Raw genomic sequence first — 26,514 nt, forward strand, 5'->3', positions numbered from 1 at the left:
TTTTCTAATATAATAATCCTTGTTCATATATTTCAATTTTCTCTAAAGTATCAGCATACCAGATTCCCACAAATCTCGATTCAACAGGCTCAGAAAAATAGTCACCATCATAGAAGGATAATGGGAAAAGGACTCCTTGTGCTATGAATTTTTTTATCGTTTGATAAAAGGGTTCATTTTGTCGTGGATTTTGTGCTACATAGGAGGTAAATTTATTTATGGGCTTACCTAGTGCATCATGAAACATTAGCATAGAGGTTGAGCCGTTCTGCCGGAAATTTAAATCTATTGCCTGAACGTCTCCAGCCTCGGTAACAATTAAATCAAATCCTGCCACTCCTACAAAGCCTTCCGCTACTCCTCTTTCCATAATATGTCGTCCCGCCTCAATAACCTTTTTCGGTACTTTATCAATGATAATATTTCCTTCATAGATACCATTATCATCTGTTATTTGCTGAGAAGCTCCTAAAAACTGAATACCTAGTTCATCAGAATAAACAAACTGACAGCTATAGTTATCCTTTGTCTGTAATAGCTCCTCAATAATAACGCTCTCTGTATCAGTCATACGAAACTGTCGCAACCCATCTGTGAGCTCATTTTTATTCTGGCAAATAATGACCCCATATCCTCCTGATGTAGGGGAATCATCACCCGGCTTCAAAACGACAGGTGGCTGCCAATTTTTAATAGCATCTGAAAGTCTATATGTTTCCACATTTAAGCGACTAGGAACAAATTTGCTATCAATTAAATGATCAATATATGCTTTTGTATTTAGCTCATTAAATTTCTCCGCGTCCATCCAATAGCAATCCCGATTCATATGCTCTGTATCATGAATATATTGGCAGACAATAGTTTTCCCCTCTTCACACCAAGCTTGAATCTGTGCAATATATTCCTCTTGCGTATCATAACTATAAGGCTGTTCCACCCATGGTATCCCTGCTAATTCATGAAGCTCTTGTGCTTTTACTGTTTGCGTGGCACGATGTACTAACACAGGTATATCTGCTATTGCCACTTCCCTAGATGTTAAGGCGTCTAGTTTATGTGGATCATCCATCATCCAGGGATTATCACTGTACGGCGTTCTTGGTGTATACACAGCATGATTACCGTAAATTTGCCTTAGTGTCAATTTTGGTTTCAAGTAGATTACCCTCTTTCAAGTTTTAGGTATTCTACCCTTCCATTTTATTTTCAACACTTTTTTAGATAAAGATAGATATATAGCGTAATTAAATACTATATTTTACCTAATTAATAGGAGATTAATCTAATAATTGCTGTAATTTCATTTTAACCTCTGGCCAATCCTCCTTTGTTATACTGTACATAACTGTATGACGAATCGTACCATCTTTACGAATCATATGATTACGTAAAACCCCCTCTTTTATTGCTCCAATGCGCTCAATTGCCTTTTGAGAACGGTAATTTTCATGGTCTGTTTTAATTTGCACACGTTGCAATCTTAAGATTTCAAAACAATATTGCAATAACAAATATTTACAGCTTGTATTAATAGCAGTCCTCCAATAAGCTGGAATCAGCCATGTCGTACCTATTTCGAGCCGTTTATGTTTATCATCTATATCCATAAATCTAGTTGAACCGATAATCTGTCCAGATACCTTATCTACAATGACAAATGGAAATTCTGTTTTCTCATTTTTAGTCGCTAAGGCACTATCCACAAAGCCATTCACATCCTCTATATTTTCAATAACTGTAGACATGTGTAGCCATATTTCCGGAAAACTAGCAGCCTCTAAAATACCCTGTACATCCCCTTTTTCCAGTGGTCTTAGTAAGACTACTTCATTTTCTAATACAATAAAATTCATGTGGCTTCACTCCTTTTTTAACTATTAAACGGCAATTTTGATATGATAGATAGAACCAAATATCAAAAAATACACCATACCAGACGAGGTGCATGATGGAGCTTTCCATTTCATTTACTAAAGATACAGCAAAATATATTCAAATCTATGAAGAAATCAAAATAGCTATCATCAACAAAAAGCTTTGTGCGCAGGATAAACTTCCTTCCAAGCGAGCTCTTGCTAAAACATTGAATGTTAGTATACATACGGCACAGGAGGCCTATGAGCAATTACTAGCTGAAGGATATATTTATAGTAAGGAGCGCTTAGGCTATTTTATTGCTCCCTTTGAATTTGAATGGGACCAGCATTTACAGGAACACTCCTTCTCAGCATCAACAGCTACCTCACATACGATTAACTATGACTTTCACAACGGACATGTGGATAAAGGTGCTTTCCCTTTTACTAGCTGGTATAAGTTGTTGAAAAAACACTTGAATATGGAAAATTTAATAATTAGTCCCTGGCAAGGTGAATGGACATTGCGTGAAGAGATTGCACGTTATGTGGCACGTTCAAGAGGCGTACAATGTGAGGCATCGCAGGTGTTTGTTTATAGTGGTACACAAAATCAGCTTCAGGCATTATGCCATTTCTTTGGCTTGAACGCACATGTAGGCATTGAAGACCCTGGCTTTAAACGGGTATGTTCAACAGTACAGCAATGTGGATTGTTCGCCCATGCTATTCCTGTTGATAAATCAGGTATTACAATCCCCAACGAATCTTTACATTTGATATACACAACACCTGCACATCAGTTCCCACTTGGAATGGTTATGCCTATTGAGCGCCGCGCTGCTATTTTGCAATGGGCTACATCTAATGGGGCCTTTATTATTGAGGATGATTATGATTCGGAATTTCGCTTTAAGGGACTTCCTATCCCCTCTTTAGCGAAAATGGATCAGCTTCAGCGTGTTATTTATTTTGGCACGTTTTCTAAAACACTTATTCCATCACTGCGTATAAGTTATATGATTTTACCTCATTCATTAGTGGATGATTATATGCTTTTTCATCAAAATCAAAAATCAGTTGTGTCAAAAATTGACCAGCTTGCTTTAGCCGAGTTTATTGCACAGGGATTATTCGATAAGCATTTAGCTAAAATGCGTACAATTTATCGTAAAAAGCAACAGGTTTTACTTGAAGCTATACATGCGCATTTTTCAGAGGAATTTAAGGTAATTGGTGAAAAATCAGGGCTTCATATTGTTGTCAAATTACCATCATGGCTTACTGAGCAAAATGCCATACAGCTAGCCATGCAAGTAGGTATTGCTGTCTATCCATGCTCTGCCTCTTATCAACAGGTTTCTCAAGATGCAATGGTCATTATAGGCTATGGTGGGTTAACACTTAATCAGATCACTGAAGGTATTGTTTTGCTAGCTTCTGTCTGGCAAACTTCTGTATCAATAGATTTTAGTTAATTTTAAAATTTCACTAAACTATCGAAACCTTTTACCAAATTTCCTCGTATTGTAAATAAAGAAGACTTCATTCAGTAAGAATTTCCCTCATCCCTACTGAATGGCAGTTAAACAAATCGAGCTATCACTGACAGTGTATCTCTTAATTTTTGAAGTGAGAGTTTTACTGTCCGTTTTACGCAGGATAATGCTATTAAAGGGGAATCGTCATAATGGAGAATCGAGAGCAATTAGAAAAACATCTGCAAGAAATTCAAGCTTGGGAAAAGGATCAAAAGGATTTATGGTTTTGGGAGAAATTAGGACGTATTCCATTTAAAATTTTAGACAAGATGACTCCTTCTTTTCTTCAAAATAAGATAGCTTTACTTGTTGATGAGTTAGGAAGCTATGTTCAATCTGGCGGTAAATATTTAATTAATGAACAGACCATGATGCAAAAAGTTCGTAGCACTTCTTCGTTTCAGCATATTTTTGATATTTCCGATATTGGACAAATGCCTTTAGAGGATATGATTGCTCTTAGTGACAAACTACAGGAAGAACGTGTGAAATTAGCAACTGTGCAAGGTGCTTCTACTGGCTTTGGTGGTATCTTTACATTAGCCATTGATATCCCATTTATTTTAGGAATGGCTTTAAAAACCTTACAAGAAATCGCCATTATTCATGGCTATGATCCAAATGATAAAATGGAGCGTATTTTTATTGTTAAATGTCTTCAATTTACTTCCGCTGATATCGTGGGCAAGGAGGCTATTTTAAAGGAGCTTACTTCTATGCATGATACTAATCATGCATCGGAAAACATGGTTTCACAGCTTCAGGGCTGGCAGGAAGTATTCTTTACGTATCGAGATCAGCTAGGCTGGAAAAAGCTTTTTCAGATGATTCCTATTGCTGGAATGATTTTCGGTGCCTATGCTAATAAGGGGATGATGCAAGATGTATCTGAAACAGGAATCATGCTCTATCGTAAACGAAGAATCGTTGAAAAACTTAATACGTTGAATGATATATGAAAGTTCTTTTTCCTTCAAAATACGATCAAGGAGTGAAATAAGGAGTGAAATCATGACCACAAAATTGACATTAGATGAAGCTATCCGATTTTTTAATGAGCATTTCCCTGAAGGCTGTTCCTATAATGAAAATTATTCACAAGTAGCCGCCATTCGATCTGGAAGCAATGGTCAAGAAGTTAATCTTCGCTTTCAGCGTTTAGGCAATCAATTACAATTTTTAGCAAGCTTATATGATAAAGTCCCTTCTCCTCCCATAAAGGAACAGGTGAAAATAGCAATTTTAGCTACCTTAACTGCTATGGAAGGATTACAGAATAACTCCGGCCAATCGCTTTTATTCACCAATGCTACTTTAGGAGGCTCGCCATCTGGCGGTATTGCGTTAGCAGGCTTAGTGATCGCTTACGAGCGAGTTTACAATGATTTGGATACAATTGATCAAAACCGTCTACTGCTCGCAACAGAATCTTTGGCCAATCAAATCGCCTCTTGGATGGATAGCACAGCAAATCCAAGTTTCAATGCTTTAGAGGATACTGTTGATTGCTGGAGAAATCAAAAATTTGCTAATTTCGCTGTCAATGGTCCTATTTTGCATGTTGGGGGTCTAGGATTATATTTAGATATTATGTCAAGCCATGCTTCCGCAACCGATTATTCAAAATATGACGTTTTATATAAATACGGAACATATGTGATGGACAGATGGTCAACCTTAGACTCCTCCGAAACAATGGCCTCTGTAGCTATAGGTGGCTTAGTAACTATAAATTCAGGTCGTAAGTTTTTCCCTTCATCAGGATATAATGCATATGTTGGTATGGGCTTAGCATGGCTAGCTCATGGGATTACCTATACTGGCTCTACAGGAGTCATGCCCAATTGTCGCTTAATCAATGACTCGCAGAAAATAAATAATTTTTATAGAAATACTTTTGATTCTCAGCCTGACATGAAGGCTTATGAAATAAGTGAGCCGGCAGATTTTTCAGGGGAGCAAATAAAAGAGGATACCATTCTTGCAGTTGTGGAGCAAGGTTATACTAGAACAGAGATCGATCAATTACGCTCAGGTCATCTTGATAGCTCTACAGGTTATTTATATACCCTCGCTTGGAATGGCGATCCAGTTTTTCTATTAGCTTTGGACAAGGCTGTTAGAACAACTGGTGAAACTGTGTTTTTAGCAAATGAAGAAAATGACGGCTCATCCGTAATTGTCGCGTATGCTCGCGTAGGTGAGGCAGCAGCACATAGAGCTATGGCTGGATTTGCTGGTATGCTTCAACGTGGCATCTTGACCGTTACTGACGGAAAATAATAACAATCAACCCCCTGTATATTCATCTTACAGAGGGTGATTGTTTTATATTTTTATTAAAATTTTTCCCTGATGCTGACGACTTTCCATTAACTTGTGCGCTTTTTGCATATCCTCTAATGAGAAAACTTTAGCAACTGGTACTTGAAAGCTCTCATTCTTTAATATAGTAAAAATATTCTGGGCAACCTGCTGTAATAACTCTGGCTTTAGATTTCGAGTTGTTCCTAGACTAAAGCCCTTGATATTACGGCAGCTACTATGTAAATCTGAGGTCATGATTTGCCCCGCTTTACCACCGCTATTCCCAAATTGCACAAGGGTACCATATGGAGCTAAACAGTTTAAGCTTTCTTCCGTTATATTACCCGCAATGGAATCAAAAATGATATTTACACCATGTCCATCTGTATAGTCATTGACTTGCGCACTAAAATTCTCATAGGTTATCACCTGATGTGCACCAAGCTCATAAACAATACTTGCTTTCTCTATATTGCTAACCGTTCCAATAATCTTTCTTGCTCCAAGGCTTTTGGCCATTTGAATAAGCATTGTCCCTACTCCACCAGAAGCAGCATGAATTAATACATCATCATTTTTTTGAATGGGTGCAATTTGATGAGTCAGCATATAGGATAAAAATAAAACTGTTGGGGCTGCAGCCGCTTTCTCCACTGGCACACCATTAGGGATACGAAATACAAGCTGCTCCTTTGCTACTACATATTCCGCGTAGGCTCCATTTTTCGGAAATGCAATAACAAGATCTCCTTTTTTAAACGTACTATTCTCATCAAAAACCTTTTCAACAACCCCTGCTACATCTAAGCCTAAAATCATTGGGAAATTTGCTTTGCCCTTATTCCCTGTTCTGTTTTTAATATCAGCAAAATTTACACTTGTATAGGTTGTACGTATTAATACCTCTCCGGAACTTATAACGGGTATTGGACATTCTACATATTGCAAAACATTAGCAGAACCAAACTCATTCATAATCACAGCCTTCATAAATGTTCGCCTCCTTGTTATGGTAACATTATAAAAGGGAATAATTTGAGAGTTATTTGCATTCCCTCATATAACAGATTCTCTAATCATTAACTTAAAGCAACTATATCAACAATATATTGCAAATAATATCCTATATAATGAACAATTGATAGTGCCAATCTATCACCCTATTTATAACCTTCAACCCAATCAAGTGAATGATGCTTTTGGCATGCAGGCTTAATTACAAACAGTGGAATTGAACCTACTGCCAAAATCATTAAATTCATTTTTTCAAACAAATTTCTCAACTTCTATTCATCATAAAAAATGAATATCCAAAATGGGATTTGTGCAATCATATTAAATAAAAATACCGAGATTTGTTCAACTAAAACTAAAAGACAACATATAAAAAACATCATACATAAACATTTATATACATTCTTTAAAAGGGATTCATCATTAAAAAATCATTTAAGGTATTTGAATCGAGCAACTTTCTCCCCATCATCTTTCTATTATAGAAAATGCGAATCATTCTCTTGAAATAACAAGTGACACAGTAGAATCCATAATTACATGCCATGGAATATTAGCAGAGCTTAAGAAATACCTACAGAAAACTTGTGCTTTACCAGAATTATAAATTTATGCTACAATATGCAAAATACAATGAAGAGAAGAGTAAATAAGGCTGTTCTTCCCAGAGAGCTCGGGGTGCTGAAAACGAGTAAGAGCGAATTATTGAAACAAGTCTCGGAGTAGCGCATTGGATTTCTGCATGGATGATGGTGCGACGGGAGCTCCCGTTACAGAGGAACAGTATAAGCATAAATCGTTATGCCGTACTGAAAAGGCTATTATGGTGACATAATAGTGAACTAGGGTGGCACCACGTGAATATAAATTCCACAATCTCGTCCCTAAGACAAATCGTCTTGGGGGTGAGATTTTTTTAGTTACTTATCAGTTAGGTAATTGCGTTCAGATTTGGACACTTTATCTTGATTGAGCGGGCGAAAAACTTTTAGGGGGAATTTTTATGAAAATAAACACTAATTTAAAATCGTGGCGCTATCCAGTTATATTATTATGTAGTATTGGCGTTTCTAGCGTCGGCAATTGGATTTATTTTATTGCTTTAAATCTCATTGTCTTAAACCTCACAGATTCAGCAATTGCTGTATCTGGTTTATATATTATTAGAGCTTTGTCCACACTCTTTACAAACATCTGGGCTGGAAGCTTAATTGATCGTATGAATAAAAAATATCTCATGATCTTCCTTAATATTTTTCAATCTATATTTATTGTTATGCTGCCCTTCTTTACTACTGTTATCTGGATATATTTCCTCGTCTTTGTGATTACAATAGCGAGTTCTATGTATCATCCGACTGCTATGACTTATATTACTAAGCTGATACCCATGGCACAAAGGAAACGTTTTAACTCCCTTCGAAGCCTGCTTGATTCAGGGGCATTTTTAACGGGCCCAGCTATCGCAGGCTTACTATTTACACTCGGATCATCGAATATGGCTATTTATGTTAATGCAATAGCTTTATTTTTATCAGCCTGTATTACTATTAGAATGCCGAATGTTGATACCAATAAACAGCTTGCTAGAAAAATTGAAAATGAATCTTCTTTTAAATTATTATTTAATGATTGGCATTTGGTCATCAAATTTAGCCTTCAGCATCGCTATATTATGACAATCTATTTATTATTCAGTGCAATGATTGTCATGATGACAGCAACGGATTCATTAGAGGCTGCCTTTGCTAAGCAAGTACTTTCGTTATCCGAAGGGCAATATGGAATTTTAGTAAGTATTGCAGGTGCTGGAGTTTTAGCCGGCTCAATAATGAATACAGCTATCGTTGAAAAAGTACCTACTGCTTGGTTGATTGGTATGGGATCACTTATTACCGCAGTTGGTTATTTAGCTTTCACATCCTCTCATACTTTTCTTATAGCCTCCTTTGGTTGTTTTATTTTGTCCTTCGCAACGGCCTTTGCGAATACTGGCTTTTATACTTTTTATCAAAATAATATTCCAATTGATAGCATGGGGAGAATCGGGAGTATTTACGGCTTCATCGAAGCTCTTTTCATCATTATAGCTACAGCACTATTCGGTATTACTGCAGAATTCTTCTCAATTCGCATTGTTGTAGTATCTGCCGCTCTACTCATGCTGTTTATAGCCAGCATACTTTTACTAGTCAATATTTTACCTTCAAAGACTAGATTTTATATTGATAAAACTGTATAAACAAAAATAGGTCTTTCCCTAAGCTGGAAAGACCTATTTATGAATGCCCTAATTTATGCGAAAGCTGATGTGCCGTTTTTGTTACTTGTTTCGCAATACTTTCTAACGATTCATTATCTGTATCATATTCAAAACACTCTGCACTAATCGCTGCAATCGGCTCACCATCTAAATTTAACACTGGTGCTGCGACTGAAACGGTTCCTTTTGTTTTTTCCCCATAGCTTATCGAATATCCTTCTTCTTTAATCTTAAGAAGCTGCTCCATAAGCTCTTCTCTCACTTGCACTTCTAATGTTTCAAAAAATTGATGTTGTATTTCCTTCTTCATAAATGCAAGAAGTACTTTATTTGCTGCTCCAATAGGAAAAGCGATTTTTTCGCCAATCATATCTATAATGCGAACATTCTTAGGGCTATCTACGCGATCAATGATAATCGAAGTAAAGTGTTTTGGAATGTTTAAATAGGTTGTTTCCCGAACATTAATAGCAAGCTCTTCTAATAATGAGTGCGCCTGTTCCCTTATATTGGTATCATGATACATTTTCATTCCAAGCTGTAGCCACGTATAGCCTAATCGAAACTCCTTTTTTTCTTCGTTTCTTTCGACTAAATCAAAATTCTCCAATGTATATAATAACCTGTAAATAGTACTACTAGGTAAATTTGTTTCATTATAAATCTCTTGTACAGAAAAGAAACGTTTAGGATGCTTGGCTAGCACATTTATTATTACCATTGCTCTTTCAATCGACTGAATCATTGCAATTCCTCCTTCCACTTATTTTAACGAATTTTTATCTATTTAAATAGATATTAATCTATAAAAAAGATCGAATATTTTTAAAAATGAAAATTGACGATTTGAAAAATATTTTATATGATGAATCTATATTCCGTATTACGGATTCTATTTCACATAGTGGAATATTAGATTTGCGATACTATGATAAAAAATTACAATGGTAGAACAAAGGGGCAATAATCATGAATCGACAACAGGGGCAATTACCAATGGAAATGCAAATCGAAAAGCTGACGATGGAGCTAATAAATATTAATAGCATTAATGGAACATCCGGTGAAGGGAAAATTATTGATTTTATTTATGATATGATGCGAGCTTTCCCTTACTATCAAGAAAATCCATCTTTTCTTTGGACAAATAATGTAAAAAAAGATCCGATTGGTCGTAAAAATCTTTTTGCATTTGTTAAAAGTCCAAAAGAAACTCATAAAACAATTATTTTCCACTCGCATCTCGATACAGTTGATATAGAAGACTATGGGAATTTAAAAGAACATGCTTTTTCACCGCAGCAGTTAGAAGCATTTTTTAAAACTTATGAGGGCAATGTCGATGTACAACAGGATGCATTAAGTGGTGATTGGCTATTCGGCCGAGGTGCGGTTGATATGAAGAGTGGTGCAGCGGTGCATATTGCGAACATTCATTATTTCTCCAATCATCTTGAAGAATTACAAGGGAACTTATTACTGATTTTAAATGGTGGTGAGGAATCTGAGCATAATGGGATTATTGATGCCTTGGATGAACTAAATCGTTTAAAAATAGCACATAGATTAGATTTTCTAATGGCAATAAATACTGATTTTACAACACCTTTATATAATAATGATCCACATCGTTATGTATATACAGGTGTAGCAGGAAAGCTTCTCCCCTCCTTCCATATTTACGGTCGTGAAGTTCATGTAGGCGATACTTTAAGTGGCCTCGATCCGAACTTTATTGCAGCTAAAATAACGGAGCGTATTCACAATAATTTTGAATTGACTGAGCAAATTAAAGGAGAAACAATTCTCCCTCCTACTTGCCTATATCAACGTGATACAAAGGAAACTTATACTGTTCAAACCGCTTCTACAAGTCATATTTATTTTAATTACTTTTTATATGAGGAAACACCTGATAAAGTAGTCGATAAACTCAAGGCTGTCGCACAGCAGGCTTGTTTAGAAGCAGAGACATACTTGCAGCAACAATACGAGAAATACGTTGAATTCTCTAATGTTCCAAAGCATCTTCTTTCATGGCATATTGAGATTGTAACTTACCAAGAATATATCTCGTATTTAAATCAAAGGGGTATAGATACAAATTTAATTGTGAGGGAAGCCTTAGAAAAGAGCAGTGGTCAGGAATCGCGCCATCAATCATTTGCAATCGTGAATGCATTGCAAAAAGCAGACCCGGAGCACAGGCCGCGTGTCATTTTATTTTTTGCACCTCCCTTTTTACCTCATAACTACTTGAAGGAAGATATGGCAAGAGATCAACTCTTAAAGCAAATAGTGACAAAGGCCGTAGATGAGGTAGCAAGCGAAACCGGTGAACAATTTCAAGTAAAAAGATTTTTTCCATATTTAGCAGATGGAAGCTTCCTCTCTATCCATGCTACACAAGAAGAGCTAAATGAGTTGCTTCATAATTTTCCAGAATGGGAAAGGCTTTATCCCCTACCTTTCGAGAAAATAAAAGCTTTAAACATTCCCTCTGTAACGATGGGTGTATATGGGAAAGACGGCCATAAATGGACAGAAAGAGTTTATAAACCATACTCCTTTGGTATTCTGCCAGGGTTAATCCGCAAAACAACAAGAGAGCTATTTAAAGTTCATCGAGATTAATGCAATGCGCCTCCTATTACAGGAGGTGTTTTTTGTGCTATAAGTTTCCCACCTCAGCTTTTCTATCCGCCACTTTGGCCTTCCTATCCATTGCTTTGCCTTTTCTATCCGCTACTATCGCTTTCCTATCCTTTACAATCAATCTACAATCACATCTGAAGCATCCATAGATCAAAATTGCCCTAAAATTGATCAGGTGATTCGAAAAAGTGATCGGGTATTCACTATAACTGCTCGGGTGACTCGAAAAAGTGATCGGGTATTCCCTAAAGCCGCTCGGGTGACTCGAAAAAGTGATCGGGTATGCCCTAAAGCCGCTCGGGTCATCCGAAAAAGTGATCGGGTATGCCCTAAAGCCGCTCGGGTCACCCGAAAAAGTGATCAGGTATGCCCTAAAATTGCTCGGGTCACCCGGAAAAGTGATCGGGTATGCCCTAAATTGCTAGGGTCACCTGGAAAAGTGATCGGGTATTCCCTAAAGCCGCTCGGGTGACTCGAAAAAGTGATCGGGTATTCCCTAAAATTGCTCGGGTCACCCGGAAAGGTGATCGGGTATGCCCTAAAATTGCTCGGGTCACCCGAAAAAGTGATCGGATATTCCCTATAACTGCTCGGGTCACCCGGAAAAGTGATCGGGTATGCTCTAAAGCCGTTCAGGTCACCCGAAAAAGTGATCGGGTGTTCCCTATAACTGCTCGGGTCACCCAGAAAAGTGATCGGGTATGCCCTAAAGCCGCTCGGGTGACTCGAAAAAGTGATCGGGTATTCCCTAAAGCCGCTCGGGTGACTCGAAAAAGTAATCGGGTATGCCCTAAAGCCGCTCGGGTGACTCGAAAAGTGATCGGGTATGCCCTAAAACTGCTCTGCTCCCCCATCTCAAAGAATGCCCAAGTAACCCTAATCAACATTAAAAAGGCATGAATTCAATAAAATTATTGATTCATGCCCTTAAAATATTAATATGCTAAGCCGAATAGTGCTTTAATATGTGTTAGATAACGAATGTTAGACGCTTCTTTCATAAGTGTTGCTGGAAGACCTTTAAGCTCTGTGTTGCTAGCGCCAATCGTAGCAACTGCGTCTTTGCGGCCTAAGCTTGCAAGTGTACCAGAGTTCACAGCTGAGAATGATTTCATCTCTTGGTTTTTGTATTGTGCAAATACATTGTAGCCAGCGAATTCACCCATTTGCCACGCAACTTGAGCAGTTGGAGCATACAGTGGACGACCACCATCAGCTGGTAATGCTACAGATGCGTCACCAATAACAAATACATCTTCGTGAGATGTAGATTGTAAGAATTCGTTGATTGTTGCTTTACCACGATCTGCTGCAAGACCTGATTCGCCTACGATTGGTAGTGGAGCTACCCCACCTGTCCAAACAAGCGTGTTTGCAACGATTGGTTCACGGTCTTTAAGAGAAATAACATTACCATCCACACCAGTAACAGGCGTACCCGTAATAAATTCTACTCCGCGTTTTGTTAAGCTTTCAGTAGCACGTTGGATAAGTGCATCTGGAAGTACTGGTAAGATTTTTGGACCAGCTTCAACAAGTTTAATTTTTAGGTCAGCAAAGTTAACACCGTGTTTTGCAGCGATTTTCGGGAAGTTGTCCACAATTTCACCAACAAGCTCAACACCCGTTAAACCGCCACCACCGATAACGATTGTTGCATCTGCTTCATCTTTAGATTGTGCATATGCTTTAATGCGGTCTTCAATATGTCTGTTAATTTTATTGGCATCATTTACTGATTTTAGTACCATTGAATTTTCTTCTAATCCAGGGATACCGAAGAATCCAGTTTGGCTGCCTAAAGATACTACAAGTGTATCGTAAGTTAATGTATAACCAGTATCTAGGTCTACTTTTTTAGTGTCTACATTGAATTTTGTTACTTTCGCAATTTGTAAATCAATATCTAAACCTTTAAAGATTTTTTTAAGTGGTAAAGCAACAGCACCTTCTGCAATTGTACCACCAGCTAAACGGTGAAGCTCAGTGATGATTTGGTGTGTTGGGAATTGGTTTACTACAGTAATTTTAGCTTCATCAGCTGATAGATACTTACGTGCTGTTAATGCAGTTAAAACGCCAGCGTAACCAGCACCTAAGATGACGATTTCTTTTGACATGATTAATTAATCCTCCGTCCTTACGAATTGAATTTACCTTGAGTCTTATTTAGCTTTGCGTTCTGAGCTTACTTGTAAGAAAGCATTAACAAAACGGAAAACATTTTGAACTTGAGGGTCTTTTAACATTTTCACAAGACCGAATAAACCAATTACTTCATGGCTTTCAGATGCACGGTCTTTTGCTTCAATTGCAGTTGCTGCAAGGTTTTTTGCAGAGCCTACTACAGGACCAGCCATTTCTGTTACTGCTCCAACTGTATCGTTTTTAAGCACTTCGTCTGTTGCAACAGCTTGAGCAAACTCGTATGATTTCGTTAATAATGTCATCATTTCAGTTAACTTCGGTAATTGCTCAACTAAAGTTGTAAGAGATTCTTGAACTTCAGGCTTTAATAATTGATCTAGGACATCTAATTGTTCTTTACTCACAGTTACTTGCTCAGCCTGTGTTTGGTTATTCGTTTCTGACATGTTGAACTCTCCTTTGCCATCACTAATACTATTTTTTATTACTTACATGTAAAAAAGACCATTAAGGTAAAACTTAACAGTCGTTACAGCGTATATCTTCCACATTCACCAGTCACAAGGGCCGGATAGCGATTCGTATGACTTGTTATTACAATGTTAACTTTAATCCGCAAAAAGCGCATCATAATTCCATCCTTATCTTGTCTTGGTGACATTACAACCTTCATTATAAAACTGTTTGTCCATTATTTCAATGAGCTAAATCACAATTTCGACAATCTTTTCAAAATTCATTGTTTTAGTCAACTATTAACTGTCTGACTATAATAAATTTTCCAAAGCAGCAAAATTAAGAATTGTAATTTTTTTGCCCGTCATCCTTATGTACCCCTCTTTTTGGAATGCAGATAAACGGCGACTTAATGTTTCACGGGTTGTATTGAGATAAGATGCCAAATCTTTTTTACTCATTGTTAATAAAAATGAGTCACTCTTAGCAGTTGCCCCTGATTTTAGAATAAAAGCAGCTAGTCTTTCGCTGACCTCTTTATAAATCGCTTCACTTAGATGATTTTCTGTTTCCTCTAAACGCGTAGAAAGCTGGGCAAGCATTTGAAATAAAGTAATAGGTGTTCCCGCCAATATTTTCATTAGCTCCTCACCATCAAGAGAGCAAACTTCTGTTTTCTCTAGTGCTTCTACTGTAGATTTTTGTGGCTCATCATTGAACAATGTTACATCTCCAAAAAAATCACCTTTTTCTAATACTCTTACAACATATTCACGCCCGTCCGTAGATATATGTGAAACCTTTGCTCGACCATGCCTTACGATAAATAGTTTTTTCTTAAGATCACCAGCCAATAAGATAATATTCCCTTTATCAAAATGTTGATGTGTAATAATATGTGAAATTTGCTCCATCTCATGTGTTTTTAAATGTTGAAATATCTGTACCTTTGAAAAACAATATTCTTTTTGATAGCTCACATGTATCCCTCCAAATTTGACTTATATCACAGAATGAATCGTTCTTCTACCTATATAATAGTGAGAATAATAATCATTTTCAATATAAAGGAGGCTATCGATTTTGAACACCCATATTGTAGACTATGAAAAAGTGCCTGGCCATTGGTTGTTAGCAAGCTTAGGAAAAATCGTATTGCGTCCTGGTGGCATTGAAATGACTAGGCAAATGCTTGAACATTTAGCCATTACTGAACAAGATCATGTTGTAGAGTTTGCACCAGGGCTTGGCATTACGGCCAAAATGACACTTGAAAATAAACCAACTTATACAGCTATTGAGCGAGACGAGGAAGCCGCTAAATCGGTACAAAAGACATTCGCTGAAAGAAGTTAAAGTAAATGCATTACCATTAACAGCTGAAGAGTGGCAGGAAATTTTACAACAGCATGGCTTTATAATCGAGCATGTGGATACGGCGCCTATACACCTACTTTATCCGAAACGTTTAATTGAAGATGAGGGATTTTTAGGAGTTATGAAAATCGCCAAAAATGTGTTAACAAACGCCAAAGCTCGGAAGCGTGTGCTGTTGATGCGGAATCATTTATGACATATAATCAATATTTACAAGCCATATCCATCGTAGCACGGTTACCTAAATAACAGCACCATCTACACATAGAAAAAGCTCCATAATAGGAGCTTTTTCGTTATTTTAATTTAATGACGATGATACGAACATCTGTTATTGCCTCTAAGCTATGACTCTCCAGTGGTTTTATAGCTAATATCGTATCCGCCGTTAAAATTTCTTCTTTTCCTTCAATGATAAAGCGAACTTCGCCAAATTGAACGATAATTAATACTTCATTATCTGTATGATGTGCTGGAATTTTTTCACCTGCACGTAATTGAATATTTAATACCTCTGCACCATCAACACTTCCTAGCTTTCCTACATGCTTTGCCTTTTCTGCTAGCACAGTCTGTACATGAATAATTGTCATCGTTATTCCTCCATATTCCATTTCATCATTTTTACTTTTAACGGATTTAATATAAATACATCAATTGCTATGATGGTTAATACACTGATAAATGTCCAAGCAAATACTTTATCTGTATTGATATTAATACGAGCCATTGTTAGCGCTGCACCAACTCCATTACTTGTTCCTAATAACTCTGCCATGATTGTAATTCTTACTGCACCTCCAGCTGCTAATGAACACGCAGTCAAAAAAGGAATCATTAGACTCGGCAAAATAATAAAGCGCATTTTCTGCCAATTTGATTTTTGATAAACAGTTGCCATCTGTAATAACTGACTATCAATTTGTCGATAGCCATTGGCAATATTAACGTAAAAGGTTGGAAACACCAATATACTTACTACAAATACCGGAATAATAGAATTTGTGCCAAACCAAACCATTGCAACGACTACTAAAATAATTGGCGGGATACCTAATAAAAATGAAATAATAGGGCGAAATATTTCATAAATAACAGCAAACCTCCCTGCTAACAGTCCACAAATAGTTGCAAAGGTCATACCTATCAGCAATCCTATACTCATTCTAATCATCGTTAAATAAAATTGCTGTAGTAACTCGCCAGTAATTGTAATTTTCCATAAAGCTACTAGTGTTTCATATGGTGATGGAATGAGAATACTAGAAAAGTTAAATGATAGCACTATCCAAATGAGCAATATCCCAATGCACGTACTTACTTGAATGATAAAGCTATTTTTACGGCTCATAATAGAATTTTTCATCTGGTAACTGTCCACCAATTATTTCTGGTGATAACGAGGCTAGCTGTTCAAAGAAAAACTCAAGCTCCTCTTTTGCTTCTTGAGCTGTTACGAATTCAATATTTAAATACGGAAGCAATTTAGTAATAAACGCAGGTTCTAGTCCCTCTTGATAGCTCGCTAATAGTTCGCCTGCAGCCACAGGTTCATTTTTTAAAAATTGAATGGATGTCTCTATTTGTTTTTGCAATAACTCCACAAACTCAGGATGCTCTTGGATTAATGCTCGATCAACAATAATTCCTGCTTGTGGAATTCGTGGTTCCTTCCCTGTTGCCTTTGCCCACTCCTCTTGCAAACTCATTGATTTCTGTAACGCAACTCCCTCTTTCTTTGCCTTTGCCATAACTAATGATGCTGTATGCTCTGGTAACACTGCATACTGTGCCTTGCCTGCTGCTAATAGCTGCACGACCTCTTGTGGTGTAGAGGAATATTCCACCTTTAAATCCTTTTCAATATCCAGACCATTTTTTTGCAATAAATACTGGAATACTAAAGCTGGCATGTCACCTTTAAAAGGAACATGTACTGTTTTTCCCTTCAAACTCTCCCATGAAATCGTTTCCCCTTCAGGTCCAATAAAATATAAAATTCCCCAAATTAATGTATTGACTAATTGAATGTCTACACCTTTATTATAAAGATTTGCTCCTACATATGTGGGAACAGCAGATATTTGCACTTGCTTACCGCTTATGCGTGCTCGTAGCTCATCAGGTGTATTCCACGTCAAAAATTCAACCTCCTCTGCACCCTCCAATAAGGAATTATCCTTCATGATTTTATAGAGTGGAGCTGCAATCGAAATACCTGCAGGTGCTTGAATCGTAATTTTTTCAGCCTTTTCTACCTCAGTAGTTGCTGATTGCTCAGTAGAAGGCTGCTCATTTTCTTTCGATGCTTGTTCTTTTTGTGCATTGTCCGTTTTTCCACAAGCTACTAATATAAATACTAGGCATATGATTAAAAAACTATTAAAAGACCATTTTTTCATCCTATTTTCTCCCTTACAATTTTTGTAATAATTGATATTCCATATTTTTAATGTAGTCAAAGCTACGTTGTTTACGTGGTACATTTAATATATATTCCTTGTAAATGCCCTCTTTCGCTTGCGTGATATTAATAATACGGTCTGCAACTGTCGCTGCCTCCTCGTAGTCATGTGTCACATAAAGCATACTCACATGCTCGTTGTCGATTAAATCAATAACATCCTCTATAAGCTCTTTTTTTATCCAATAATCTAACGCTGAAAAAGGCTCATCCATCATAATAAGCTTTGGTTTACAAGCAAATGCTCTAGCAATGGATGCCCGTTGCTTCATACCGCCAGATAATTGCTTTGGAAACGCAGCTAGCTCATTCTCAAGTTTGACTCGACTCAGTAGATTGATAATCTGTGCTTTGTCTACAACACCATTACAGCTAAATGCAACATTTTCGTATAATGTACACCACGGTAATAGCCTTGGCTCCTGGAATACGTAACCTAATCGATCTGCAAAGCATGTGACTTGTCCTGATGTTGGCTGCAATACTTTTGTGGCTAAATGTAAAAAAGTCGTTTTCCCACACCCTGAAGGTCCGATAATCGCAGCAATCTCACCTTCCTGTAAGCTCAAATTGCAATTTTTAATTATTTGTTTAGCACCAAAGGATTTTGATACCTGTTGAAATTGGATGATTGTTTCCATACGTTATCCTTGCTTTTTTGCTACGACAATGATGTGTCCAAAATGCTGACGAGCAATATCGAAATGTTCAATAATTTCAAGGAAATATTTTTCATCCTCTGGTTTTTTTCGAGCATTCTCAATCATATGAGCTAAACCATCCAAGCCTTCATCACGAACAAGCCCTACTAAGGATACTAGATGGAGCTCACCTGTCTGTGAATCAATCTGTTGAAAGCCTACATTTTCAAACAATGTCTGCCAATGCTGTTTAGTTAATGGCTGTGCCTTTACGATGATGACATCACGTAATGCCTGTATTTCTTCTAACACATTTTCCTCGTTCACAGCCTTTATAACTAAATCATGTGTTGCTAAAATACCACCTGGCTTTAAAACACGCATATATTCAGACAATGCCTGTTCCTTCATTTCTTGAGGAAGCATTGTGAGCATGGCTTCATTGATAACTACATCAAATGATGCATCCTCAAAGGGTAGTTGTGTTGCATTACCTTGTTGGATTTGAACTAGATGTTGAACATTTTCACGAATAATATTGTCGTTTGCTTTTTGAACAGCATCCTTGTTGATATCTATGCCAATTACTTTTGCCTCATATGTTTTAGCTATGTGTATCGCGGTAGTGCCCATATTTGTTGCAACCTCTAGAACTTGACTTCCTTTATGTAATTGGCAAGCCTTAAGTATTCGATTCGTTGCTTCTTTCCCACCCGGGCGTAAAACCGTTTTCCCTAATTTCGCTAAAAATAAATGTGTTGGTAGACGTTGTTCTGATATTGCCATTCCAGTTCCTCCTCTTTTCGTTATATTCATCACTATAAATGAGAACTATTATCAATTAATGTGACCTGCATCACAAAAAAGAAGTTACCTCAAAATTTGAGATAACTTCTTTTAAAAGTTTTAAAGGTGCTTATTCATTATTATGAACAGATTGCCAAAAGAAAGTAGTCACTTCTTTGGCTGTTTCTTGTACTGTGTTAAACAATCGCTTTCCTTCCCCATCTTTGAAATATCCAATGGACATCATCGCCATAAATGTATGCGCAAAAAAGGTAGCATTTCCTTTACGAATTGTACCCTTCTCCATCTCTAGCTGCATTGTCTGCTCAATTGTTTGATAGATTTTATTTTCTGAAACATGTACTTCTTTTAACTGAGATTCCGATAAATTAATTGTCGCCTCTCTCATAAAGTTTTTCATGTCAATATCTACTGTAGCTGATAAGTGAACTTCAACAAGTTGCTCTAGACGTTCTTTAAAGGGTTTTGGCTGCTCTAAAATTTGCAGAATAGCTAGTCGAATTCTATCCATCATTGCAATTAATGCAGATGTATATAGATCACCTTTTGTTGGGTAGTAATAATAGACGGTTGCCTTTGTCACGTTACAAGCCTTTGCTACATCATCCATCGAAATATTTTTGTAGCCCTCTTTAATAAAAAGTCTTGTGGCCGTTTCAAGGACAATATTTTTTGTCGGTTTTGCATTTTCATTATGGCGAGGCCTTCCGAGAACACGCGGCGATTGTTTCATCATATTCGCCTCCTTATAAAGCATTGTTTATCAATTATGCCTCGGCATAATTGCGTCCGGAATCGGCTTTGTGCTTACACAAAGAACTCCTTTTCGATTCTGTGACATCTGCCGGAGACTTTAACTTCTTTCAGCGGAAGTTTGAACACCCTCTGAAAATTAAATTCGCATTCATCTCACCACCTATAGAGGTGGGAGACTTCTGTATCTGCCGCTACGCTTACGCGCATAAAACATCTGCAGCTACGCATTCGATACAAAAAACATTGCTGAAAGAAGTTAAACATAGTATAACATATTAGTATTTCACAATTGATTAATTAACCTACTAGTATATATAATTAATAATACTTATACCGAATGGAGGTCTTCTTGTGAAAAAACATCCGCTTGAGCAATGGGGCTCAATAGTAGCAAGTAAAAAGGGTCGGGTCCTAACCCTTGTTTTTTGGGTTTTACTTGTTGTTGTTCTATCCTTTGCTTGGCCACAAATCAATAGCATTGAAAGTGAATCAGGTAAAAATTTACCTAGTACAGAAATGTCAGAACAAGCCGCTGCTATCATTGCAGAGCAATTCCCTAATGATGCAGGCACACCCTTATTACTTGTTTGGCATCGAGAAAGTGGTCTAACTACTGATGATTTTGGTGTTATCCAAAAGATTTATGGAAAGCTAAAAGATAAACCTTTAGCTCATCAAATGCTCATTCCACCGTACGATCAAATGCCTACACAGGCCATTGCCGCCTCCGCATCTGAAAACAGTACAACCATTGTCACTCCTGTCTTCTTTGAAAAAGGGCTTGCAACTGATATTTTGCAAGAAAGTTTAAATGCATTAACGAAAACAATGGATGAAAATAATGTTCAATCAAAGAAGGACTTAGCCAGTGACGCACTTCATGTTCGTTATTCTGGACCAGTCGGCATTGCAACAGATGCCGTCAGTCTATTTTCAAAAGCTGATACAAAATTATTAATGGCAACTGTACTCCTTGTTTTGGTGCTATTAATTATTATTTATCGTTCACCATTGTTGGCTATCATTCCTTTACTCGTTGTGGGCCTTGCTTATGGTATCATCAGTCCAACCCTTGGCTTCTTCGCTGATCATGGATGGATTGCTAAGGATTCACAGGCTGTTTCTATTATGACCGTGCTACTCTTTGGTGCAGGTACAGACTATTGTCTATTTTTAATCTCAAAGTACCGCGAAATTCTATTTGAGGTTGAGGATAAAACAACAGCCATGAAGCTTGCAGTAAGGGAATCTGGTGGAGCAATTTTGATGAGTGCCTTAACTGTTGTGATCGGTCTAGCTACTCTTAGCCTTGCCCATTATGGTGCATTTCAACGCTTTGCAGTTCCATTTAGCTTTGGCGTACTTGTAATGGGAGTTGCAGCACTCGTTGTACTACCAGCAATTCTTGTTTTAATAGGTCGCGTAGCCTTTTTCCCATTTGTACCTAGAACAGAGGACATGGCTCAAAGGAAAGGTAAAAAGCAACACAAGCCTTCCCATAAAACAAGTCATAAAATCGGGTATTTTGTGACACATAAACCATGGATTGTGATAGTAGTAACTTTATTATTATTAGGTGGTTTAAGCGTATTTGTGCCACGTATTCAATATACTTTTGATTTATTATCATCCTTCCCTGAGGATATGCCGTCACGTGAAGGCTTTACTTTAATAGAAGAAAACTTCTCTCCTGGTGAATTAGCACCTATACAGCTCGTCATTGACACTAAGGGAACAGATATTAATTTACAACAGCAATTAGCATCTATCTCTTATATTGACAATGTCACAGATGTTCAGATTGGAGAAAAGAATAATCATATACAATTGTATGAACTAACTTTAAATATAAATCCTTATGCTAAGGAATCATTAGCACATATTCCAGGGCTAAAAGCAGAAGTAGTAAAAATGCTTGAATCTAAAGGCATTAAAGAGGCAGACCAGCATATATGGATTGGTGGAGAGACAGCTAGTCAATATGATACACAGCAAATTACGGTAAGGGATGAAACGGTCATTATGCCAACGATGATTGCCTTGATCGCTCTATTATTATTTATCTATCTTCGCTCCCTTACAGCGACAGTTTATTTATTAGCCACTGTTATTATTTCCTATTTCGGTGCACTTGGGGCTGGATGGCTTATTTTACATCATGTTATGGGAGCTGAGGCCATTTCAGGAGCAATTCCGCTCTATGCCTTTGTCTTCTTAGTAGCACTTGGAGAAGATTATAATATCTTTATGATTTCAGAGATTTGGAAAAAACGAAAGACTACCGATCATTTAACTGCAGTAGAGGAAGGTGTTGTACGAACAGGGAGTGTTATTACATCTGCTGGGCTTATCTTGGCAGGGACATTTGCAGTTCTTGCAACACTGCCAATTCAAGTATTAGTGCAGTTCGGTGTCGTTACAGCAATTGGGGTACTTCTAGATACATTCATTGTGCGTCCTTTACTTGTCCCAGCAATCACTACCGTTTTGGGTAAATTTGCTTTTTGGCCAGGGGCATTATTTAAAAAGGACATTTAATATCATCACGCAAAGCAATAACCCGTTTTGTAATCGCTGTGATTACATAAACGGGTTATTTTTTTCTACTAAAAGGAAAAACCTGCCAGTAGAATTACTTCTGGCAGGTTATAAATTATTTAGTTGGTTTTTTCAAATCCATATGTGCAGCTGCACTTTCAATTTTTACACGTTTTAAGAAGAACGCAAGTACAAAGGCAATTACTGTAACACAAGCTGCTATAAAGAATGAGTGTGTAATCCCATCTAATAAGGCATTTTGCATGATTTGATCCTGCATTTGCTGCATTTGCTCAGGTGTTGGAGCTGCTCCTGATTGCGCTGCATTTGCTTTTGCCTCTGCAATTAAATCCTGGGCTGTAGCTTTTGTACGGTTATTCATGAACGTAACCATTACAGCACTACCAATGGCTCCTGCCACTTGCTGTACAGTATTATTAATAGCTGTACCATGCGGGTTCATCATTTGTGGTAATTGGTTTAAACCATTTGTCATAATTGGCATCATTACCATTGATATACCAAACATACGAATTGAGTACATAGATACGATAAATGTATAGCTTGAATCTAATTCTAATTTTGTTAAACCGAATGTTGCAACCGTTGTAATAGCTAACCCGATAATGGCTAAGATACGCGGTCCAAACTTATCAAAAAGTTTCCCTGTAATCGGCGACATAATCCCCATTACAAGTGCGCCTGGAAGCATCATTAAACCCGCTGTAAACGGATCAATTCCACGAATCGATTGTACATAAGCAGGAGTTAAAATCATACCAGAGAACATAGCCATTGACACGATAATAGAGATAGCAGAACCTAATGCAAACATCGGATATTTATAAATACGTAAATTTAACAAAGGTTGGTCCATGCGTAACTGTTTATAGATGAATATCAGTAAAGCAATAAAACCAATTGAAATTGGGCCATATACCCAAGGACTTGACCAGCCTTTATCCCCTGCAGTACTGAAACCATATAGAATACCACCGAACGCAACTGTTGATAATAGTACTGAAAGTAGATCTAAATGAACCTTACGTGTCTCCATCACGTTTTCTAATTTCCAAATACCAAACAACAAACTAATGACAGCAAACGGAATAATCATTTGGAATAACATACGCCAATCATGGTGCTCAACAATATATCCTGATAATGTAGGACCTATCGCTGGCGCAGAAATCATTACTAAACCAAAAATCCCCATTGCTGCACCGCGTTTTTCTTTTGGAAAACTAAACAGCATTACATTCATTAAAAGCGGCGACATACTAGAAGCCCCTGCTGCTTGCACCATACGACCTGCTAGTAATACTTCGAAGTTAGGTGCAAATCCAGCCATAATTGTACCGATTGTAAAGACTGACATTGCTGCAATAAACAAATGTCTATTTTTAAAGCGTGTAACAAAGAACGCTGAAGCTGGCACTAGAATACCACTTACCAGCATATAACCTGTTGCGAGCCATTGTACCTTTGAATACGTTATACCAAAATCTTTCATGATTGTTGGTAACGCAACATTTAACAATGTGTTGTTTAGAAAAGCAACAAAAGCACCCACAAATAATATTGAAATCATGCCATATGGGGGCTTTTTCATTGTTTGCTCACTTTCCATATATATCCCTCAATTCTTTCTTGTTTTTCGATAAAACTTATTTTATACTCGCAGTCTACTTTTTTCAAGAATTAAGTCTATAAAAATTTTAAACGTTGATATATAAGCGTTTTAGATATAGAATAAGAGTATAATATTGATAAAAAGGTGAGGTTATGAATAAAAGAAAAAGACAAATCATTTCTGCTGCAAGGGACTTATTTATTGAAAAAGGATTCGTTGATACATCCATTAATGACATCATCGGTGCAGCTAAAATTTCAAAGGGCACATTTTATAATCATTTCTCTTCTAAAAATGAATGCTTAATCGCCATATTGGATGAGGGGCGTGAGGAGGCAAGTAATCGTCGCCACGAACTTCTATATGGGAAAGATCCTACCGACCTGGAAGTCTTAACACAGCAAGTCGCAGTACTTATGTATGTCAATCGTGAGCATAATTTAATTCAAATTTTCGAGTCTATATTCCATTCTCGGGATAATGAACTTAAAAAAATCATTATAAACTATCACTTACAAGAGCTAGAATGGCTTGCAAATCGACTTGTTCAAGTATTTGGAGAAGAAATTAGTCCAATAAGCTATGAATGTGCTGTACAGACACTTGGTATGATTAATCTGACATTGCGAGCTGTTTTAATTGCCGATTATAAATATATAAATCGCGAAGCAATTGTACGTGTAGCATTACGCAATATTAGCGTAATTATACCTGCTATGCTTGAATCAAAAGAAATCATTGTTAGTGTTGAAATGATTAACACCATCCAAAATGTTGTGAATTATAAAACAGTTAATAAAGACACAGTTATTGAGCAATTAAGAGGCTTTAAAAAGGGTTTAACTAAGAATGAGACAGTGGAAGGCTTAGAGTACGTGGATTTTTTATTAGAGGAACTACAGCGTGAAAAACCAAAGCTTTTTATCATAGAATCACTTCTTACACCTTTCCGTAAAACTTTCGTTGGAACGGGGCACGTCGCAGAAGCACGTGATATTGCCAATAGCCTTTGGCGATATGTAAAAATTGAGCAACCCTCTGAGAGATGCAAAAAATAAAGTCAAGAAAGGGCTATATAGGAAGCTTGAATATGTAGCTTTCCATATAGCCATGCCTTGTTTTTTTGTCCTAGCATTTAGAAATCCATTACATTAACAGTGCTTATCTTTATTTAACACAGGCATCCTTTCATAATAAATCAATCCAAATCTTAATGGCTGTCGCTAATATTAGTACAGCTAAAATACCTTGTAGTATTTTTGTATTTATATTTTTGCCTACTTTTGCCCCTAATGGAGCTGCTATTATACTAGAAATAATCATGATGATTGCTGAATAGTACTCTACCTGTCCAGTCATGATTTTACCAATTGTACCCCCAATTGATGAAATAAATGTAATAGCAAGACTTGTGGCAATGGTCATTCGCGTTGGTATATCAAGAACGACAAGCATAATTGGAACAAGTAAAAAACCTCCTGCAGCCCCTACAATCCCTGAGCCTACTCCAACAATAAAGGCTAGGGTTACTGCTAATGGCTTGTTAAAAATTATTTCATTCATCGGCTTATCATCGTTTTTTTTCTTTGGCATAAACATCATTATCGCTGCAATCAAGGCTAGAATACCATATACAATATTAACACCGTTTTCGGATAAAAATTTCGATCCATAGCTCCCTATGAAACTACCAGCTAATATTGCTCCACCCATATAAAGAATGAGGGTTTTATTTAGATAGCCATCTTTACGATATGCCCAAACTCCTGCAATGGCTGCAAAAAATACCTGAACAGCACTAATTCCTGAAACTTCATGTGCTGAAAATGCAGTTATACCAAAAAGCGGTGGAATATATAAAAGCATTGGATACTTAATAATTGAACCGCCAATTCCTAGCATTCCAGACACAAAAGAGCCAATGAAACCAATGAGGAAAATAACGATTATAAATTCTATATCCATTATTTTTACATCTCCTTCACGCTTTATATGTGCTTACAGTATAATCCCTCCGTTTTTTTAGACATATAGGGGTTTTCCACTAATCGCCTT

At 37.1% G+C, this 26,514-nt stretch carries 23 protein-coding genes and 1 other annotated feature; of the genes, 8 read left to right on the forward strand and 15 right to left on the reverse strand.

What is annotated here, in order from left to right; translation table 11 throughout:
• Nucleotides 1-4: 4 nt before the first annotated feature.
• Nucleotides 5-1,159: an L-aspartate--L-methionine ligase LdmS gene (ldmS, locus tag AC3WOM_RS16715; RefSeq protein ID WP_427543221.1), complete on the reverse strand. Its 1,155-nt coding sequence runs from the start codon at nt 1,157-1,159 to the stop codon at nt 5-7.
• A 121-nt stretch (nt 1,160-1,280) separates the two neighbouring features.
• Nucleotides 1,281-1,856, reverse strand: a complete 576-nt coding sequence (locus AC3WOM_RS16720) for a GNAT family N-acetyltransferase (RefSeq protein ID WP_427543218.1) — start codon at nt 1,854-1,856, stop codon at nt 1,281-1,283.
• A gap of 95 nt (nt 1,857-1,951) precedes the next feature.
• Between AC3WOM_RS16720 and pdxR the strand changes: the two genes are divergently transcribed.
• From pdxR to AC3WOM_RS16735, 3 genes are all read left to right on the forward strand, one after another.
• Nucleotides 1,952-3,337: a MocR-like pyridoxine biosynthesis transcription factor PdxR gene (gene pdxR, locus AC3WOM_RS16725; protein ID WP_427543215.1), complete on the forward strand. Its 1,386-nt coding sequence runs from the start codon at nt 1,952-1,954 to the stop codon at nt 3,335-3,337.
• A gap of 212 nt (nt 3,338-3,549) precedes the next feature.
• On the forward strand, nt 3,550-4,359 hold the full coding sequence (locus tag AC3WOM_RS16730; protein WP_427543212.1) for an EcsC family protein: 810 nt from the start codon (nt 3,550-3,552) through the stop codon (nt 4,357-4,359).
• A 52-nt stretch (nt 4,360-4,411) separates the two neighbouring features.
• Entirely contained in the window at nt 4,412-5,683 is a 1,272-nt protein-coding gene (locus AC3WOM_RS16735) for a hypothetical protein (protein WP_427543209.1), read from the forward strand.
• Between the two features lie 45 nt (nt 5,684-5,728).
• Here the strand turns inward: AC3WOM_RS16735 and AC3WOM_RS16740 are convergent, their stop codons facing one another.
• Complete coding sequence (locus AC3WOM_RS16740; protein WP_492447659.1) at nt 5,729-6,697, reverse strand: quinone oxidoreductase family protein; 969 nt, start codon at nt 6,695-6,697, stop codon at nt 5,729-5,731.
• A gap of 648 nt (nt 6,698-7,345) precedes the next feature.
• Nucleotides 7,346-7,610 (forward strand) — a binding site (T-box leader).
• Nucleotides 7,611-7,724: 114 nt separating this feature from the next.
• On the opposite strand from AC3WOM_RS16740, the gene AC3WOM_RS16745 reads away from it, so the two are divergent.
• The gene (locus tag AC3WOM_RS16745) at nt 7,725-8,963 is read left to right on the forward strand and encodes an MFS transporter (protein WP_427543203.1); all 1,239 of its coding nucleotides are present in this window, start codon (nt 7,725-7,727) and stop codon (nt 8,961-8,963) included.
• Between the two features lie 37 nt (nt 8,964-9,000).
• On the opposite strand, the gene AC3WOM_RS16750 is transcribed toward AC3WOM_RS16745, so the two are convergent.
• Nucleotides 9,001-9,729 carry an IclR family transcriptional regulator gene (locus AC3WOM_RS16750; protein WP_492447660.1) on the reverse strand — a complete coding sequence of 243 codons (729 nt, stop codon included), beginning with the start codon at nt 9,727-9,729 and terminating at the stop codon, nt 9,001-9,003.
• A gap of 224 nt (nt 9,730-9,953) precedes the next feature.
• Here AC3WOM_RS16750 and AC3WOM_RS16755 point away from each other — a divergent pair, with 224 nt between their 5' ends.
• Nucleotides 9,954-11,618, forward strand: a complete 1,665-nt coding sequence (locus AC3WOM_RS16755) for a M20/M25/M40 family metallo-hydrolase (RefSeq protein ID WP_492447661.1) — start codon at nt 9,954-9,956, stop codon at nt 11,616-11,618.
• A gap of 956 nt (nt 11,619-12,574) precedes the next feature.
• On the opposite strand, the gene AC3WOM_RS16760 is transcribed toward AC3WOM_RS16755, so the two are convergent.
• The 3 genes from AC3WOM_RS16760 to AC3WOM_RS16770 all read right to left on the reverse strand — a co-directional run bounded on the left by AC3WOM_RS16760 (nt 12,575) and on the right by AC3WOM_RS16770 (nt 15,223).
• Nucleotides 12,575-13,759, reverse strand: a complete 1,185-nt coding sequence (locus AC3WOM_RS16760) for an NAD(P)/FAD-dependent oxidoreductase (protein WP_427543194.1) — start codon at nt 13,757-13,759, stop codon at nt 12,575-12,577.
• A 45-nt stretch (nt 13,760-13,804) separates the two neighbouring features.
• The gene (locus AC3WOM_RS16765; protein ID WP_205446557.1) at nt 13,805-14,233 is read right to left on the reverse strand and encodes a helical membrane plugin domain-containing protein; all 429 of its coding nucleotides are present in this window, start codon (nt 14,231-14,233) and stop codon (nt 13,805-13,807) included.
• Nucleotides 14,234-14,554: 321 nt separating this feature from the next.
• The gene (locus AC3WOM_RS16770; protein ID WP_492447662.1) at nt 14,555-15,223 is read right to left on the reverse strand and encodes a Crp/Fnr family transcriptional regulator; all 669 of its coding nucleotides are present in this window, start codon (nt 15,221-15,223) and stop codon (nt 14,555-14,557) included.
• A 103-nt stretch (nt 15,224-15,326) separates the two neighbouring features.
• Here AC3WOM_RS16770 and AC3WOM_RS16775 point away from each other — a divergent pair, with 103 nt between their 5' ends.
• Nucleotides 15,327-15,599, forward strand: a complete 273-nt coding sequence (locus tag AC3WOM_RS16775; RefSeq protein WP_492447663.1) for an rRNA adenine N-6-methyltransferase family protein — start codon at nt 15,327-15,329, stop codon at nt 15,597-15,599.
• Between the two features lie 317 nt (nt 15,600-15,916).
• Here AC3WOM_RS16775 and AC3WOM_RS16780 read toward each other — a convergent pair whose 3' ends face one another.
• The 6 genes from AC3WOM_RS16780 to AC3WOM_RS16805 all read right to left on the reverse strand — a co-directional run bounded on the left by AC3WOM_RS16780 (nt 15,917) and on the right by AC3WOM_RS16805 (nt 20,268).
• Nucleotides 15,917-16,213, reverse strand: coding sequence for a cupin domain-containing protein (locus tag AC3WOM_RS16780; RefSeq protein ID WP_492447664.1), 297 nt, complete (start codon nt 16,211-16,213; stop codon nt 15,917-15,919).
• Between the two features lie 2 nt (nt 16,214-16,215).
• Complete coding sequence (locus AC3WOM_RS16785) at nt 16,216-16,986, reverse strand: ABC transporter permease (protein WP_492447665.1); 771 nt, start codon at nt 16,984-16,986, stop codon at nt 16,216-16,218.
• A complete protein-coding gene (locus tag AC3WOM_RS16790; protein ID WP_492447666.1) occupies nt 16,961-18,022 on the reverse strand; it encodes an ABC transporter substrate-binding protein in 1,062 nt (353 codons plus the stop codon). Before AC3WOM_RS16790 ends, AC3WOM_RS16785 begins: the two co-directional genes overlap by 26 nt.
• Before the next feature lie 13 nt (nt 18,023-18,035).
• Nucleotides 18,036-18,725, reverse strand: a complete 690-nt coding sequence (locus AC3WOM_RS16795) for an ATP-binding cassette domain-containing protein (protein WP_492447667.1) — start codon at nt 18,723-18,725, stop codon at nt 18,036-18,038.
• A gap of 3 nt (nt 18,726-18,728) precedes the next feature.
• Nucleotides 18,729-19,511 carry a class I SAM-dependent methyltransferase gene (locus tag AC3WOM_RS16800; protein WP_492447668.1) on the reverse strand — a complete coding sequence of 261 codons (783 nt, stop codon included), beginning with the start codon at nt 19,509-19,511 and terminating at the stop codon, nt 18,729-18,731.
• 130 nt (nt 19,512-19,641) lie between these two features.
• Nucleotides 19,642-20,268: a TetR/AcrR family transcriptional regulator gene (locus tag AC3WOM_RS16805; protein WP_427543167.1), complete on the reverse strand. Its 627-nt coding sequence runs from the start codon at nt 20,266-20,268 to the stop codon at nt 19,642-19,644.
• Nucleotides 20,269-20,639: 371 nt separating this feature from the next.
• Here AC3WOM_RS16805 and AC3WOM_RS16810 point away from each other — a divergent pair, with 371 nt between their 5' ends.
• Entirely contained in the window at nt 20,640-22,826 is a 2,187-nt protein-coding gene (locus AC3WOM_RS16810; RefSeq protein ID WP_427543164.1) for an MMPL family transporter, read from the forward strand.
• Between the two features lie 115 nt (nt 22,827-22,941).
• Here the strand turns inward: AC3WOM_RS16810 and AC3WOM_RS16815 are convergent, their stop codons facing one another.
• Nucleotides 22,942-24,456, reverse strand: coding sequence for a DHA2 family efflux MFS transporter permease subunit (locus AC3WOM_RS16815; protein ID WP_427543161.1), 1,515 nt, complete (start codon nt 24,454-24,456; stop codon nt 22,942-22,944).
• A gap of 155 nt (nt 24,457-24,611) precedes the next feature.
• On the opposite strand from AC3WOM_RS16815, the gene AC3WOM_RS16820 reads away from it, so the two are divergent.
• On the forward strand, nt 24,612-25,517 hold the full coding sequence (locus AC3WOM_RS16820; RefSeq protein ID WP_492447669.1) for a TetR/AcrR family transcriptional regulator: 906 nt from the start codon (nt 24,612-24,614) through the stop codon (nt 25,515-25,517).
• Nucleotides 25,518-25,647: 130 nt separating this feature from the next.
• Here the strand turns inward: AC3WOM_RS16820 and AC3WOM_RS16825 are convergent, their stop codons facing one another.
• The gene (locus AC3WOM_RS16825; protein WP_492447671.1) at nt 25,648-26,424 is read right to left on the reverse strand and encodes a sulfite exporter TauE/SafE family protein; all 777 of its coding nucleotides are present in this window, start codon (nt 26,422-26,424) and stop codon (nt 25,648-25,650) included.
• Between the last annotated feature and the right edge of the window lie 90 nt (nt 26,425-26,514).

The sequence above is a fragment of the Lysinibacillus sp. FW301-JW8 genome, from assembly GCF_058788755.1.